This is a genomic window from Kocuria sp. GQ42, from assembly GCF_059758435.1.
This window is the reverse complement of sequence record NZ_JCAXEN010000001.1, coordinates 396,521-412,095: the sequence shown is the minus strand read 5'-3', so window position 1 is coordinate 412,095 and position 15,575 is coordinate 396,521. Positions and strand designations below refer to the sequence as shown.

Sequence of the window (15,575 nt, the reverse complement as noted above, 5' to 3'; positions counted from 1 at the left end):
CTTGTAGGGTGGACGGCGTGAGCACGTCCCTCGAGCACCTGGCCGCCGTCGCCGCCGCAGGCGTCCCCGGACTCGCACCCGTGGCCGTGGGGCCCTCCCCCGACGACGACGCCGACTTCCGCTCCGCCGTGGTCCTCGACGCCTCCGGCCGGCGCTGGCGGGTGCGTTCCCCGCTGAGCCCCGAGGCGAGCGTCCGCCTGGAGACCGAGCACCTCGTGCTCCGATCCTTCACCCCCGCCGTCCGGTCGCGTCTCCCGTTTCTGGTCCCCACCGCCGCCGGCTCCGTGGCGCACGGGGACCTGCACGCCTTCGTGCACTCCCACATCGAGGGCGCCCCGCTGGACATCGACGCGCTCGCCCGCATGGCCGCCGAGCCGGATCCCGAGCACCACCGGCACGTGCCGAGCGCCGAGCCGCCCCCGACGCTCACCGTGCAGCTCGGGCGGCTCCTGGCGGCGATCCACGCCCTGCCGACCGCACTGGTCCTGGACGCCGATCTGCCCGGCTACACCGCCGAGCAGTGCCGGCAGCGGCGCCGCACGGAGCTGCGCCGGGCCGCCGACACGCGGCGTGTGCCGGCCGCGCTGCTGCACCGGTGGGAGCAGGTCCTGGAGGACTGTGCCGTGTGGCGGTTCCGGCCGCGCGTGGTCCACGGCGATCTGCAGGAGGACGACCTCGTGATCTCCCGCGGACGGGTGCGCGGGGTGACCGGGTGGACCGACCTGCACGTGGGGGATCCCGCCGAGGACTTCGCGTGGCTATTCGCGGCGCGCGACGCCCGCCTCGCCGAGGGGGTGCTCGAGGCCTACGCCGCGGCCTGCCGCCGGACGTCCTTCCAGGCGCCCGACGGGGCACCGGACCCGCACCTTCTGGACCGGGCCCGGCTGGACGCCGAGCTCGCCCTGGCGCAGTGGCTCGTGCGCGGCGTGGACCGCGGCGCCCAGGACCTGGTGGCCGACGCGGAGCAGATGCTCGCCACGCTCGAGCAGGACGTCGCCCGGCGCCCCGAGCCGGAGCCGGTCGCGGCCGCACCGGAGACCGCGCCGGCGGCCCCGGGGCAGGACGACGCCTCCCAGGACGCGGCCCCGGATCGCGAGCCCGAGGACACCGCCCCGGAGGACCCGGCCCCGTCCGGCGTCCCCGAGGCCCCCTCCGGCCGGACGCCGCCAACGGGATCGGACGGCGGCCCCCCTCAGGGGCGCAGCACCACGTCGTAGGCCTCCCGGACCACCGCCTCGAGCTCCTCGGCCCCCGACAGGTCGTGCGGACGGACGACCCGGTCCTCGGCCACGTAGTAGAAGGCGGCGGTGACCTCCTCGAGCGGGACGGCCCGCAGCCGGGACCACGCGAGCCGGTACACGGCCAGCTGCGCCGACCGCTCCTGCAGCTCCCGGCCGGAGGGTGCCCGCCCCGTCTTCCAGTCGACCAGTTCCCACGTGCCGTCGCCGTTGCGGAAGACGGCGTCCACCCGGCCGCGGACCGTGACCCCGGCGATCGGGGTCTCGAGGGGGAACTCCACGGCGTACGGCTGGCGGTCGGCCCACGGGCCGGAGCGGAACGTCGCCGCGAGCTCGGGGAGGTCGTAGGCCGCGTCGACGTAGTCGTCGGCGGTCCCGGGCAGCTCCCCGACGTCGAAGATCGCGGAGCTGCCGTAGTACTGCTCGATCCAGGCGTGGAAGGTCGTGCCCCGCCGCGCCGCGGTGCCGGGCCGGCGCGGCATGGGCCGGCGCAGGCCCGACACGACCTCGAGCGGATCGCGCGCGAGCGCCACGAGGGTCGAGGCCGAGACGTGGGACGGCATGGGGACGGTCCGCTCGGCCCGGCCGTCCTCGTGCCGGGCGAGCAGGATCTTCGCCTCCTCGGACCACCGGCGCGGGTCCGGCGCGAGCCCGTCCCGCTCCGCGACGCCGAGCAGGTCCTCGACGTCGAGGTCCGCGGTGTCCTCGAAGCCGCGCTCCCGCACCGCGCGGGCGGCCCGCTCGAGCACGGCCCGGCGGCCCCGGTGCGGGGGCGGGCTCACGCGCACGGCGCTGTGCCCGTTCTCGTCCGTCACGGTCTCGGTGACCTCGGGGCCCTCCAGCGGGTCGTACGGCCAGGGGGCGCTCAGCACGGTGGCGGCGGCCGGGTTGCGCGTCCCCTCCGGGACCTCGGCCCATGGGCCCGGGCGGACGGGCGGCTCGGGGCCCTCGGTGAGCGGTGCCAGCTCCGCGACGAACACGGAGGGTTCCTGGCCCTTCGCGGCCGTGCCCCGGAACACGGTGCAGGACAGCTCCAGGACCTCGCGGGCCCGGGTCACGGCCACGTAGGCGAGACGGCGCTCCTCGTCCTCGGCGTGCTGGGCGGCGAGCTCCAGGAACTCCGTGTGGGACTCCTCGAGGGCCTTGAGGTCGCTCGTGTCCACGGCCCACTGCGGCAGGAACCGGGCGTCACCGCGCAGCGGCCAGGCCAGGGTCCCGGTGTCGAGGGTCCAGCGGGAGGGCCGGTCGGTCGGGAAGTTCCCGGCGTTGAGTCCCGGGACGTAGACGTGGTCCCACTCGAGGCCCTTGGAGGCGTGGACCGTGACGAGCTGGACGGCGTCGTGCCGCGTGCGGTCGGGGCCGGGTTCGAGCCCGTTCTCCTCCGCCAGGGTGACGTCGAGCCACGCGAGGAACGCCGAGACGTCGCTGCTCGCGGAGAACGCGGTGAAGGACTGCGCGGCCTCGTGGAACGCGTCCAGGTTGCGCCGCGCCTGGTGGACGGGACGGTGCGGGTGCGCCGCGACCTCGACGTCGAGGCCGAGCACCGTCTCGACCTCGTGCAGCAGGCTCGGCAGGTCGTCCGAGAGGAAGGAGCGCAGGTGGTCCAGCTCCGTCCGCAGCCGGATCAGGCGCTCCCGCGCGGTCTCGGACAGGGTCCGGGCGTGCGCGGACGTCCAGCCCGGCCACGGGAGGGTCTCGAGGGCCTCGATCAGCGACGCGTGGTCGGAGAGGTCGGGCTCGACGAGGGCGTCCTCCTGGGCCTCCTCCGCGGTCACCGGGCTCTCGAGGTCCTCGGCCCGGCCCGCCTGCGCGGCCTCCGTGCGGCGGCGTTCCAGGTGGGACGCCCAGTCGGCGAGGGCCATGAGGTCCCGGGTCCCGATCCGCCAGCGGGCCCCCGCGAGCAGCCGCACGAGGGCGTCCGAGCGGCCGGGGTCGTCCAGCACCCGGAGGGTCGCGACGACGTCGGAGACCTCCGGCGTGCTGAGCAGCCCGCCCAGGCCCACGACCTCGTAGGGGATGCCGCGGGCGGCGAGCTCCCGGCGCACCGGCTCGATCTGGGAGCGCTTGCGGCAGAGCACCGCCATGGTGGGCATCTGCTCCTCCGGCTCGCCGCGGTGCTGCTCCCGACGCTCCCGGACGCGCTCCGCGAGCGCGACGGCCTCCTCGACGTCGGTCGCGTACCGGCTGATCCGCACCCGGCCGGTGCCCGCCCCGGGACGCGGGGTGAGCTCGGGGACGGCGAGGGAGGACGTGCTGCGCGCCCACGCCGGCAGGGTCCGCAGGGGCGCGGCGATGGTGTTGGCGACGTCCAGGATGCTCGCGTCGTTGCGCCACGCCGTGGTGAGGAAGCTGGGCTCCCCGTCCTGGCCGGGCGCGACCGGGAAGGAGTCGTAGAAGCCGAAGAGCTGCCCGGAGGACGCCCCGCGGAAGCCGTAGATCGACTGTTGGGGGTCGCCCACGGCCATCACGGAGTGCCCCTGCCCGAAGAGCGCGGCGAAGAGCCGCAGCTGGGCGTGCGAGGTGTCCTGGAACTCGTCGAGCAGCACCACCCGGTGCCGCTCCCGCTCGGTCCGGCGGGCTGCCGGGTCCTGCTCCGCCAGCCGGGCGGCGGCGGAGAGGAGGTCGCCGAAGTCCATGGCCTGGGCCTCGTGCTTGCGCAGGGAGAAGTCGGCCACGAGCTCGGCGAGGACCCACGCCGTGCGCTGGTTGTCCTCGACCTTCTTCAGCTGGGCGCCCAGGGTCTTCTTCCGGCGCCCCGGCGGTGTCGTGGCCAGCGCGCCGAGCAGCTCGGCCGCGAAGCGCTCCACGTCCGCCGGGTCCACGAGGTGCTCCGCGCACGCCGAGGCGAGGTCGAGGACGGCGGCGACCATGGTCGACTTCGCGGGCATGGTCTCGAGCAGCTCCCCGGTCCAGGCCTCTACGGTCTGCGCGGCGAGCTGCCACGTCCGGGCCTGGCCCAGCAGCGTGGTGTCCGGCTCGATCCCGATCCGCAGCCCGTAGTTGCGCACGAGCGTGTTGGCGTAGGAGTGGTAGGTGCTGACCGTGGGGTCCTGGGGAGCGGCCGGGAGGTCGTCCTCCTCGGCGTGGGCCGGAGCGACGAGCCCCTGGGCGCGCAGCCGGGCGAGCCGGGAGCGCATGCGCTCCCCCAGCTCGCCGGCGGCCTTGCGGGTGAAGGTCACGCCGAGGACCTGGTCCGGGGCGACGACCCCGTTGGCCACGAGCCAGACCACCCGGTCGACCATGGTGGCGGTCTTGCCCGAGCCCGCGCCCGCGACCACCAGCCGGGGGGTGAGCGGGGCCGAGATCACGGCCGACTGCTGGGCCGTGGGGAGGTTGCCGCCGAGCAGCTCGGCCAGCTCCTCGGGACTGTACCGGGGCTCGACGCCGCCGTAGGGGTGCTCGGCGGCGTCGTGCCGGGTGCGGTCGTCGGGGGCGTCGGTCATGGGCGCTGTCGTCTCCTGCTGTCCGGGTGGGACGGGGCCGGGATCCGTCCGCACGGTCCTCACGGTTCGCTCACCTGCCGCCCCTCGGCGCACAGCGGGCAGATCTGCGGCAGCTTGCACCCGTGCCCGTTGAAGGCGCCCTCGGCCTGGTCGTGGCGGGCGGTGAACCGTTCCCCGGCCACGAGCTCCGCGGCCCGGGTGATCAGGTCCCGCGCCCACGTGGCGTCCGGGTCGAGGGGGTCCTGCTGCTGCACGGAGGGGGACTTGGCGCGGGTGCCGAGCTGGACGAGCAGGGCGCCGCCGGAGAGCTCCGTCACGGTGCCGTCGGGCAGCTCGAGGACGGTCTCGTCCTGACCGGCGACCATGGCCGTGCCCGCTCCCGCCGTGAGCGCCACCTGGTAGGCCGCGAGCTGCGGGTGCTCGGCGATCTTCGCCCCGGCGGGCTGGTTCCGGCCGGTCTTGAGGTCGACGACGACGTAGCGGCCCTGCTCGTCGAGCTCGAGCCGGTCCACGCGGCCCCGGAGCAGGGCGTCGCGTGCCCGCCCCTGGACGAGCACGCTGAACGCCCCCTCCACGGAGGCCAGCCGGCGGCCGTGCTTGCTGCGGGCGTCCAGGACGTACTGGGCGAACTTGCGCAGCATCTGCCGGGCCCGCTCGAGCTGGACCGCGGACTCCCAGGTGTCCGGCAGCCCCAGCGTGGGCCAGCGGCGCTCGAGCTCGGCGACGAGCTCCGAGCCGGACGCCTCCGGCAGCTCCTCGGCGATGGCGTGCACGAGCGAGCCCAGGCTGCGGCTGAGGTCGGTCGCGGCCTCGGCCCGCGAGGCGGCCACGAACCAGTCGAGGGGGGACCGGTGGATGGTCTCGATCCGGGACGGGGAGACGGGCACGGGGACCCCGTCGTCGAAGACGGGCGCCGTGCTGGAGAGCGCCGCCGCGCCCCACCAGGTGTCGGGGTGGGCGCCGGGCACCGGGCGCGGGGAGGAGGAGATGCGGTGGAGCAGCCGGGCCGCGGCCTCCGAGCGCACGGGGTCCTCCTCGTGCAGCTGGACCCACTGCCGCAGCTCGGCCACGAGGGCCCGCAGGGTCATGGGCCGGGGGGCGTCCACCACGGCCCGGGCGCCGTCCCCGGGGCGGGAGCCCGGGGGGTCGACGAGGTCGAGGAACTCCGAGGGCTGCTCGTCCTCGCCGGAGGCCGCCGTGACCACGAGCGTGCCGCAGCTGCGGGAGACGGCGGCGGAGAAGGAGCGCAGCTCGTCGTGGCGGACCTCGCGCATCCGGGTGACCGGGGTGACCCGCGCGGCCTGATCGACGCCGAGGTCGAGCGCGTCCGTGAGCAGGTCCGCGCCGAGCAGCTGCCCGCGCAGACGGGTGTTGGGCCACACGCCCTCCTGGACTCCGGCGACGAAGACCACCGGCCACTGCCGGCCCGCGGCGGTGGCGGGCGTCATGATCTCGACCGTCTCGTCGGTCGGGGCGCGGGCGGCCAGGGTGTCCATGGGCAAATCCTGGTTGTCGATGTAGTCCAGGAACTGGGCGGGGCCGGCCCCGGGAAGGTGGTCCACGTAGCGCTCGGCGGACTCGAACAGGCCCACCACGGCGTCGAGATCGCGGTCGGCCCGCTCCCCCGCCGGACCGCCCTCCAGTGCCCGGCGCCGCCAGGACTCGGCGACCCCGGCCGCCTCCCACAGCGCCCACAGGACGGTCTCGGCCGTGGCGCCCTCCTCCCGGAGGGCACGGGTCCCGGCCGCGAGCATCCGGGCGATCCGCCGGGCCGGCACGGAGCGCACGCCGGCGGCGTCGAGCGCCCCGGGGGCCACGAGGGCCTCCACGAGCAGGTCGTCGCTGGTGCGCAGACCCCCCGCGGCGAGCTCCTCCGCCCGGAGCCGCTGGCGGAGCCGGCGGACGTCCATCGGGGAGGCGTTGCCGATCCGCGAGGAGAGCAGGTCGACGGCCGCCTGGACCGTGAGGGCGCCGAAGTGCGCGTCCTCCTCGCGGTCCGCGGCCGCCGCGGCCGCCTCGGTCACGATGCGCAGGGCACCCAGCAGCGGGCGCACCGCGGGCTCGTCGCGCACCGGCGTCTCCGCGGCGGAGGTGCTGACGGGCACGCCGAGGGCGGAGAGCTGGCGCTCGAGCCCCTCCAGGTAGCGGCCGTTGCGCACGACCACGGCCATGTCCGCCAGCGGGACGCCGTGCACCAGGTGGCGCTCCAGGACCTGGTGCGCGATCCAGCGGGCCTCGTGCAGCGGTGAGGAGAGCACCACCGTGGTGACCTCTCCGGGCGCCGCGCGGTCTCCGGCGCCGTCCACCGCGACGTCCACCGGCGCGGTCGCGGCGTCCGCGCCGTGGCCCGTGTCCGCAGCGCCCGGGGTGCTCTCGGCGGGCCGGAGGGCGCGGGGGTGTCGGGCCCCGGCCACGGCGGGGATCCGCTCCGCCACGCGCTGCCACACCTCCGCGACGGCCCAGGGCATCCGCCGGCTCGTGCTCAGGGGGTGCCGCCGCAGGGGGCGCGCGGGCTCGGCGAGCCGGTCCTCGAGGGTGCGCAGCAGGTCGGGACGGGCCCCGCGGAAGCCCTGGACCACGGTGTCCGTGCAGGCGGTCAGCACGGTGTCCCGTCCCCGGCACAGCACGGCGAGCAGCCGGTGGATCGAGGGCGTCGCCTCGTGCAGGTCGTCGACGAGCACGAGGTCGAGGCGCTCCTGCTCGGCCCGCAGGAACTCCGGCTGCTCCTCGAGGACCCGCGCGGCCTCCGTGACGAGGGCCGCCGGGTCGTAGGACTCCGGCATCCGCAGCCGGCGCACGGCCTGGTACTCGGCCTGCATCGTGGCGGCCGCCGCCCAGTCCGGGCGCTCCAGGCGCCGGGCGAGGCGGCGGAGGTCGTCGGGGGCGAGGTCGTACTCGGACATGCGGTCGAAGAGCTCGCGCACCTCCTGCCGGAAGCCGCGGGTGGCGAGCGCCTCCCGGAGGTCCGGGGGCCACACGACGGGGGCCCCGAAGCCGGCGGCGTGCCCCGCCATGAGCTCGCCGATCAGCACGTCCTGCTCCGGGCCGGACAGCAGCTTGGGCCCGTGCACGACGCCCGGGAGCAGCCCCTGGTTCTGGGCCCGCCGGAGCAGGTCGAAGGCGTAGGACTGCCAGGCCCGCACGGGCGGGGAGCTCATGGTGGCCGAGACCGCGGCCGTGAGGTCGTCCCGCAGCCGTGCCGCCGAGAGCCGGGACGGCGTGAGCACGAGCAGCCGGTCCGGGTCCAGGCCCCCGCCGATCCGGCGGGCCGCCAGCTCCACGAGCACCCGGGTCCGCCCGGTCCCGGGGCCGCCGAGCACGAGCCGGGGGCCGCACCCGGCCGGGAGCCCGGCGATCTCCTCCTGCTCGGGGCTCGGCCGCCACGGGGCGCGCTCCGGCGCGGAGCCGTGCGGCGGCACCAGGGTCCAGCGCACCGGCCCCGCCCCGGGCAGGGCGGAGCTCGTGGCGTGGGTGCTGTCCTCGGTGTGCCGCATGGGTCTCATCTCATCACGGGACTCCGACGGTCTAAGCGCTCCGCGTCCGTGCGCCCCGGACGGTTCCGGCCCGGTGCGCACGGAGGCGGCGGCCGGGGCGGCCGCGTCCGTGCCGGGTCGGAGGGGGCCGGTACGGTGGGAGCCATGTCCTCGCCCTCAGGCCCCGCCGGCCCCACCGACCAGCTGCCCCTGTTCGACGCCGCCCCGCTGCGCGCGCCGAGGCCCGCCCCGCCCGCGCCGGACGACGCCGCGGAGCAGGACGTGCTCTTCGACCTCGAGGGGTCCGCGGGCGCCCCGGAGGCGTCCCCCGCGTGGACCGAGGGTCCGCGCGCCTCCTTCGACCTCGAGACGACCGGCCGCGACCCGCACACGGCTCGCATCGTCACGGCGTCCGTCGTGCGCACCGACGCCGCGGGCGCCGTGACGGACGAGTGGGAGTGGCTGGCGGACCCGGGGGTGGAGATCCCCGAGGAGGCGGCCGCCGTGCACGGGGTGAGCACCGAGCGGGCCCGCGCCGAGGGCCGTCCCGCCGGGGAGGTGGTCACGGAGATCGCCGGCGTGCTGGCCGACCTGTTCGCCGCGGGCACGCCCGTGCTGGTGTTCAACGCCTCCTACGACTTCACGGTCCTCGCCCACGAGGGCCGGCGCCACGGGGTGGAGGTCCCGCAGCCCTTCCCGGTGCTGGACCCCTACGTCCTCAACAAGCAGGTGCACCGGTACCGGCGCGGCAAGCGCACCCTCGGGGCGCTGTGCGAGGAGTACGGGGTCGAGCTCACCGCGGCGCACACCTCGGCGGCGGACTCGGTCGCGACGGAGCGGCTCGCGGTGCTGATGGCCCGCCGCTTCCCCGAGCTGGTGCGCCCGGCGGCCGCGCTGCACGCCGACCAGGTCGGATGGGCGGCCGAGCAGGCCGCGAGCCTCCAGGAGTACTTCCGCCGGACCCGCCCGGACGCGGTGGTCGACGGCGCCTGGCCGCTCCGCCGCCCCGAGGACGCCTGAGCGCTCCCCGGGACGGCGGCCGGCCGGGTCCCGGCGGCCGGGGTCAGGCGGCCGGCCGGGCCTCGGCGGCCGCGCGCGCCGCGGCCGGCAGGGCCGAGACGATCCGGTCCATCGCGGCGTCGTCGTGCGCGGCGGAGAGGAACCACGCCTCGAACACCGACGGGGGCAGGTAGACGCCCTGGTCGAGCATCGCGTGGAAGAACGCCGGGTAGCGGAACGTCTCCTGCGCCTTGGCCTGCGCGTAGTCGTGCACGCCGGCGGCGGAGGTGCCGAAGGCCACCGAGAACAGGTTGCCGGCCGACTGGATCGAGTGGTCGACCCCGGCCTCGGTCAGCGCCGCGCGCACCGCCTCCTGCAGCTGCGCCGAGCGCCGGTCGACGGTCTGGTAGGCGATCCGGTCCGCGGTGCGCAGGGTCGCCGCGCCCGCGGCCATCGCCACCGGGTTCCCGGACAGGGTCCCGGCCTGGTAGACGGGGCCCAGGGGCGCCAGGTGGTTCATGACCTCGGCCCGCCCGCCCACGCCGGCGACCGGCAGCCCGCCGCCGATGACCTTGCCGAACATGAACAGGTCGGGCTCCCAGCCGTCCTCGCCCGCGGCGGTGAGGCCCCAGTAGCCGGCCTCGTGCACGCGGAACCCGGTCAGCACCTCGTCGAAGATCATCAGCGCCCCGTGCTCGCGCGTGATCCGGCGCAGCCCCGCGTTGAAGCCCTCGCCGGGGGTGACCACGCCCATGTTGGCGGGCGCGCCCTCGGTGATCACGGCGGCGATCCGGCCGGGGTGGGCGGCGAAGGCCTCCTCCACGGCGGCGAGGTCGTTGTAGGGCAGCACCAGGGTCTCGGCCGCGGTGGCCGCGGTGACCCCGGCGGAGCCGGGCAGGGCGAGGGTCGCCACGCCGGAGCCCGCCTCGGACAGCAGGGAGTCCACGTGCCCGTGGTAGCACCCGGCGAACTTCACGACGAGGTCCCGGCCGGTCACGCCGCGCGCCAGGCGGATCGCGGTCATGGCCGCCTCGGTGCCGGTCGAGACCATGCGCAGCTCGTCGATCGCGCCGATCCGCTCGACCACGAGCTCGGCCAGCTCGGTCTCCCCGCGGGTCGTGGCCCCGAAGGACAGGCCGCGCTCCACGGCCTCGTGCACGGCCTCGATGACGGCCGGGTGGGAGTGCCCGACGAGGGCGGGCCCCCACGAGCTGACGAGGTCGACGTACTCGCGGCCGTCGACGTCGGTGAGGTACGGGCCCTTGGCCGCGGTGATGAAGGGCGGGGTGCCGCCCACGGACGCGAAGGCCCGCACCGGGGAGTTGACCCCGCCGGGCATGACCTTGCGCGCGCGGTCGAAGAGTTCCTGGGAAACGCTCATGGGTTTGTCTGCTTCCTTCCGCCGGGGGTGCCGGCTCGGGGGACGGTGGGGGTCAGGAGAGGCCGTTCTCCTCGCGGAACCAGTCCGCGAGCTCGACGGCGAAGTAGGTGAGCACGGAGTCGGCGCCCGCGCGGCGGATGGACAGCACGGACTCCTGGATCGCGGCCCGGCGGTCGATCCAGCCGTTGGCGGCGGCGGCCTCGATCATGGCGTACTCGCCGGAGATCTGGTACGCGGAGACGGGCACCGGGGAGACCTCGGCCACGTCGCGGAGGATGTCGAGGTAGCTCATGGCCGGTTTGACCATGACCATGTCGGCGCCCTCGTCCAGGTCCAGCTGCAGCTCGTGCAGCGCCTCCCGGCGGTTGGCGGGGTCCATCTGGTAGCTGCGGCGGTCGCCCTGCAGCTGGGAGTCCACGGCTTCGCGGAACGGGCCGTAGAACGCGGAGGAGTACTTCGCGGAGTAGGCCAGGACGGCGACGTCGGGGTGCCCGGCCTCGTCGAGGGCGGAGCGGATCACGCCGACCTGGCCGTCCATCATGCCGGAGGGCCCGAGCACGTGGGCGCCCGCCTCGGCCTGGGCCACGGCCATCCGGCCGTAGATCTCCAGGGTCGCGTCGTTGTCCACGGTCCCGTCATCGGCCAGGACGCCGCAGTGCCCGTGGTCGGTGAACTCGTCCAGGCACAGGTCGGCCATGACGACGAGGTCGTCGCCGACCTCGGCGCGCACGGCGCGCAGCGCCCGGTTCAGGATGCCCTCGGGGTCGCACCCGGCGCTGCCCTCGGGGTCCCGCTCGGCGGGCACGCCGAAGATCATGAACCCGCCGAGGCCCTTGGCCGACGCCTCGGCGGCGGCGCGCCGGAGCGAGTCCATGGAGTGCTGGACGACCCCCGGCATGGAGCCGAGCGGGGCGGGCTCGGTGAGGCCCTCCCGGACGAACACGGGCAGGATGAGGTCGGACGGATGGACCCTGGTCTGCGCGGCGAGCCGGCGCACGGCCGGGGTGGTGCGCAGGCGGCGGGGGCGGGACACCAGGTCGTAGCGGGGGGTTCGGTGGGTCACGGAGTTCGTCTCCTCGGTCGCAGGGATCGGTGTCGTCGGGATCGGTGTGGTCGGTGCGGCCGGCGGCGGAGTCGCCGCCGCCGGGGTCGGTGCCGGGGCGGCCGCCCCCGGGGCCGCCCGGGAGGCCCGCTCCGGGGCGGCGAGGGCCCGGGCGAGGGCGTCGCGGATTCCCTCCGGGGTGGGCAGGGACGCGGCCACGGACGGCAGGCCGCGCTCGGCGGCGGCGCGTCTCGTCGGCTCGCCGATGGCCACGAGGACGGTGCCGGCCAGGACGGCGGGGTCGTCACGCACGAGCTCGGCGAGGTGGGACGGCGCCGTGAGCACCACGGCGTCGGCCTCGCCCGCGGCCAGGACCCGCAGCAGGTCGGACCGGTGGAGCTCGGCCACGCGCCCGTCCACGCCGCGGTCCGTGTCGTCGTCCGTGTCGCCGCCCGTCCCCTGGGCCGGGGCCGGCCGCACGAGGGGCGCGGGCGCCGGCCAGGGCACGGTCTCGTAGGCCGTGGCCGTCAGCACCCCGTACCCCCGCGCGGTCAGACCGGTCTCGAGGGTGGGCCGGGCCCGGGCGGAGAGCGGCAGCAGGACGGTGCCGGGAGCCGGCTCCGGCGGCCAGTCGGCGAGCAGCCCGGCGGCCGAGTGCGCCGCGCCGGGCACGAGGTCCGGCGGCAGCCCGGCCGCCGTGAGGGCCGCGGCCGTGGCGTCCCCCACCGCGGCCACGCGCAGGCCGGCCCGCCGGGCCGCCGCGAACCGGTCGCCGAGCGCCGTGCCGGACGGCTCCCCCGCGACCGCGCGCAGCGCCCGGACGGTGGTGACCGAGGTGACCACCAGCCAGGACCCGGCGGCGGCCCCCGGGTCCGCCGCCCGGACCAGCAGGGCGGCCACGGGACCGGTGTCCCCGGGGAGGGTGGCCTCGAGCAGCGGGGCGAGCCGGACCCGGGCCCCGTGCCCGTGCAGCAGCGCCACGAGCTCCCGGGCCCGGTCGGCGGAGCGGGTCACGACGACCCTGGCCCCGCGCAGGGCGGCGGCCGGGTCGGTGGAGCGGTCGGCGGGGCCGGGGTGCGGCACGGGTCTCAGAGCGTCAACCGGGCCAGCCGGCCGGCGCCGTCGGCGAGCAGCTCGTCGCCCAGCCGGTGGCCGAGGGCGCGGGCGTCGTCGACGCCGCGCTCCGCGGTGCGGCCGCTGCGGCGCATGACCCGGCTGCCGTCCGGGTCGGCCACGACGACGTCGAGCACGAGCACGCCGTCCTCGATCCGCGCGAAGGTGCCCACGGGGGCCGCGCAGCCGGCCTCGAGCCGGGTCAGCAGCGCCCGTTCCGCGGTCACGGCCAGGCGGGTCTCCAGGTGGTCCACCGCGGCGAGGGCGGCGGCGAGCGGGGTGTCCCCCGAGGCGTCCTCGGTGCGGCACTCCAGGGCCAGGGCGCCCTGCCCCGGGGCGGGGAGCATGACGGACGGGTCGATCAGCTCGGTGATCGCGTCCTCCAGCCCGAGCCGCCGCAGCCCGGAGGCGGCGAGCACCACGGCGTCGAGGTCGCCGGGGGCCACCCGCCCCAGCCGGGTGCCCACGTTGCCGCGGATGTCGACGATCTCCAGGTCCGGGCGCGCCGCGCGCACCTGCGCCGCGCGCCGCGGGGAGCCGGTGCCGACCTTCGCGCCGGCGGGCAGACCGGTGAGGGTGAGCCCGTCGCGGGCGCACAGGGCGTCCCGGGGGTCCTCCCGCTCCGGCACCGCGGCGACCTCGAGGCCCGGCACGGGAGCGGTGGGCAGGTCCTTGAGGGAGTGCACGGCCAGGTCCACGGATCCCGCCAGCAGCGCGGCCCGCAGGGCCGTGGCGAAGACCCCGGTGCCGCCCATCTGGGACAGGGGCCCGGTCAGGACGTCGCCCTCGGTGCGGATCGTGACGAGCTCCGGCTCCAGCCCGCCCGCCGCCGCGACGGCCCGGGCCGCCGTGGTGGTCTGGGTGAGCGCGAGCCGGGAGCCGCGGGTCCCGACCCGCAGCACCGGGAGCCCCTGCGCCGCGGCCGTCACGACCACCGCACCTCCCCCGCCTCGTCGAGGGCGACCGGGAGGGGCTCGCCCTGGGGGCGCTGCGCGATGGTGGGACGGGGCCCGGTGGCGCCGCGCAGCACCTTGACGCAGCAGTCCGGGGCGCAGTCGTCGAACCACGTGCCCTCGGCGCACGCGGAGAGCCGCGGCGGGGCGGCGCGCCCGGCGACGCGCTGCTCCACGAGGTCCGCGAGCCCGGCCACGAACGCCGGGTGGGTGCCCGCGGTGGGGGTGCGCACGGCCGGGAGGCCGAGCCGTTCGCAGGTCTCCAGGGCCTCCGTGTCGAGGTCCCACTTGACCTCCATGTGGTCGGAGACGAAGCCCAGCGGCACGAGGACCACGCCGGCGACACCGCGCTCGGCGAGCTCCTCGAGGGCGTCGTTGACGTCCGGCTCGAGCCACGGCACCTGCGGCGGCCCGGAGCGGGACTGGTAGACGAGGTCCCAGGTGTGGTCCCCGAGCTCCTCCGGCCCCACGCGCTCCAGCACGGTCCGGGCCACGGCCAGGTGCTGGGCGACGTAGGCGGAGCCCTCCTCGAAGTCCATCCGCGCCGGCCCGGAGGCCTCGGCGTCGGTCGTGGGGATGGAGTGGGTGCAGAACAGGACCGCGATCCTGCCGCCGTCGGCGCCGAGCCGGTCGCGCACCTGCGCGAGGCCCTCCCGGAGCCCCTCGACGAAGGGCTGCACGAAGCCCTCGGAGTCGTAGTACTGGTGGACCTTGTCGACCTGCATCTCGTCCGTGAGGCCCAGCTCCTCGAGCGCCACGCCGTAGTCCTCGCGGTACTGGCGGCAGCCGGAGTAGCTGGAGTAGGCGCTGGTGGCGAGCACCAGGAGCTTGCGCAGGCCGCGCGCGTGGCACTCCCGCACCACGTCCGCCACGTAGGGCGCCCAGTTGCGGTTGGCCCACAGCACGGGCACGCTCAGGCCCCGGCCGAGCAGCTCGGCCTCGAGGGCGGAGCGCAGCGCGCGGTTCTGGGCGTTGATGGGGCTCACGCCGCCGTTGGCCCGGTAGTGGGTGGCGACCTCCTCGAGCCGCTCGTCGGGGATGCCGCGGCCCTTCGTGACGTTGCGCAGGAACGGCAGGACGTCGTCCTGCCCCTCCGGCCCGCCGAAGGACGAGAGGACGACGGCGTCGTAGTGCTCCGGCGGGTGCGCGCGGGCCCGGGACAGGGCGTTCTCGGCGCTCATCGGAGCACCTCCGCGAGCTCCTCGGAGCGGATCCGGCGGCCCGTGTAGAACGGTGTCTCCTCGCGCACGTGCAGCCGGGCCTCCGTGTTGCGGAAGGCCCGCATGACGTCGACGAGGTCGACCAGCTCGGGGGCCTCGAGCGCGAGCAGCCACTCGAAGTCGTTGAGCCCGAAGCACGCGATGGTGTTGGCGAGGACCTGGGGGTAGTCGCGCGCCGCCATGCCGTGGTTGCGCAGCATCTCGGCGCGGCGCTGGGCGTTCATGTAGTACCACTCGTAGGAGCGCACGAACGGGTAGACGCAGACCCAGTCCTCGGGGGCGACACCGCGGGCGAAGGACGGCGAGTGGTTCCGGGTGAACTCGGCGTCCCGGTGCACCCCCATCGCGTTCCAGGCCTGCGCGGTGCCGGCCAGGAGCTCCGTGCGGCGCAGCCGGCGGACCGCCGACTGGAGCGCCTGGGGGTCGTCGCCGTGCAGCCACGTGAGGACGTCGGCGTCCTCGCGCATCCCCGAGACGTCGTAGGCGCCGCGCAGCGTCACGCCCTCGGCCGCCAGCTGCTCGACGACGCCGTCGAACTCGGCGGCCGCGGAGGCGTCGTCGCCGGCCGTGCGGGCCGCGGCGCCGCCGGCGGGGCGGGCGAACACGGACCAGACGGCCCAGTGCAGCCGCTCCGCGCCGCCGTCCTGCGTCGGCTCGGGCGTGGCTGCGGGGCGACCGCCGTGCTCGTGGGGGCTGGTGTCGTGGGACAAGGC

9 protein-coding genes and 1 pseudogene are annotated in these 15,575 nt (G+C 76.6%); 2 read left to right on the top strand and 8 right to left on the bottom strand.

The annotated features are described in order from the left end of the window. Window positions 1-17: 17 nt before the first annotated feature. Window positions 18-1,217, top strand: coding sequence for a phosphotransferase (locus AC6CH6_RS01900; RefSeq protein WP_498253838.1), 1,200 nt, complete (start codon window positions 18-20; stop codon window positions 1,215-1,217). On the opposite strand, the gene AC6CH6_RS01895 is transcribed toward AC6CH6_RS01900, so the two are convergent. Both AC6CH6_RS01895 and AC6CH6_RS01890 read right to left on the bottom strand, forming a co-directional pair. Continuing rightward, window positions 1,193-4,681: an ATP-dependent helicase gene (locus AC6CH6_RS01895; RefSeq protein ID WP_498253837.1), complete on the bottom strand. Its 3,489-nt coding sequence runs from the start codon at window positions 4,679-4,681 to the stop codon at window positions 1,193-1,195. The two genes, AC6CH6_RS01900 and AC6CH6_RS01895, sit on opposite strands and share 25 nt — an antisense overlap. Window positions 4,682-4,740: 59 nt before the next feature. After that, on the bottom strand, window positions 4,741-8,175 hold the full coding sequence (locus AC6CH6_RS01890) for an ATP-dependent helicase (RefSeq protein WP_498253836.1): 3,435 nt from the start codon (window positions 8,173-8,175) through the stop codon (window positions 4,741-4,743). 144 nt (window positions 8,176-8,319) lie between these two features. Between AC6CH6_RS01890 and AC6CH6_RS01885 the strand changes: the two genes are divergently transcribed. Next, the gene (locus AC6CH6_RS01885; protein WP_498253835.1) at window positions 8,320-9,174 is read left to right on the top strand and encodes a 3'-5' exonuclease; all 855 of its coding nucleotides are present in this window, start codon (window positions 8,320-8,322) and stop codon (window positions 9,172-9,174) included. 43 nt (window positions 9,175-9,217) lie between these two features. Here AC6CH6_RS01885 and hemL read toward each other — a convergent pair whose 3' ends face one another. The 6 genes and pseudogenes from hemL to hemQ all read right to left on the bottom strand — a co-directional run bounded on the left by hemL (window position 9,218) and on the right by hemQ (window position 15,572). Further along, a complete protein-coding gene (gene hemL, locus AC6CH6_RS01880) occupies window positions 9,218-10,534 on the bottom strand; it encodes a glutamate-1-semialdehyde 2,1-aminomutase (protein WP_498253834.1) in 1,317 nt (438 codons plus the stop codon). Between the two features lie 52 nt (window positions 10,535-10,586). Continuing rightward, window positions 10,587-11,597, bottom strand: a complete 1,011-nt coding sequence (gene hemB / locus AC6CH6_RS01875) for a porphobilinogen synthase (RefSeq protein WP_498254349.1) — start codon at window positions 11,595-11,597, stop codon at window positions 10,587-10,589. A gap of 177 nt (window positions 11,598-11,774) precedes the next feature. Continuing rightward, window positions 11,775-12,557: pseudogene (locus tag AC6CH6_RS01870) on the bottom strand (uroporphyrinogen-III synthase); the annotation flags it as partial. A 107-nt stretch (window positions 12,558-12,664) separates the two neighbouring features. Then, window positions 12,665-13,624, bottom strand: a complete 960-nt coding sequence (gene hemC, locus AC6CH6_RS01865; protein WP_133411311.1) for a hydroxymethylbilane synthase — start codon at window positions 13,622-13,624, stop codon at window positions 12,665-12,667. Next, entirely contained in the window at window positions 13,615-14,823 is a 1,209-nt protein-coding gene (locus tag AC6CH6_RS01860) for a ferrochelatase (protein ID WP_498253833.1), read from the bottom strand. Before AC6CH6_RS01860 ends, hemC begins: the two co-directional genes overlap by 10 nt. Continuing rightward, complete coding sequence (gene hemQ, locus AC6CH6_RS01855; protein ID WP_498253832.1) at window positions 14,820-15,572, bottom strand: hydrogen peroxide-dependent heme synthase; 753 nt, start codon at window positions 15,570-15,572, stop codon at window positions 14,820-14,822. The genes AC6CH6_RS01860 and hemQ overlap by 4 nt, the downstream gene beginning before the upstream one ends. Window positions 15,573-15,575: the final 3 nt, after the last annotated feature.

Bases quoted from the DNA above. Each gene is read 5' to 3' on its own strand.
- AC6CH6_RS01895 (WP_498253837.1), bottom strand. From the start codon at position 4,681: ATGACCGACGCCCCCGACGACCGCACCCGGCACGACGCCGCCGAGCAC.
- AC6CH6_RS01890 (WP_498253836.1), bottom strand. From the start codon at position 8,175: ATGCGGCACACCGAGGACAGCACCCACGCCACGAGCTCCGCCCTGCCC.
- AC6CH6_RS01885 (WP_498253835.1), top strand. From the start codon at position 8,320: ATGTCCTCGCCCTCAGGCCCCGCCGGCCCCACCGACCAGCTGCCCCTG.
- hemL (WP_498253834.1), bottom strand. From the start codon at position 10,534: ATGAGCGTTTCCCAGGAACTCTTCGACCGCGCGCGCAAGGTCATGCCC.
- AC6CH6_RS01860 (WP_498253833.1), bottom strand. From the start codon at position 14,823: ATGAGCGCCGAGAACGCCCTGTCCCGGGCCCGCGCGCACCCGCCGGAG.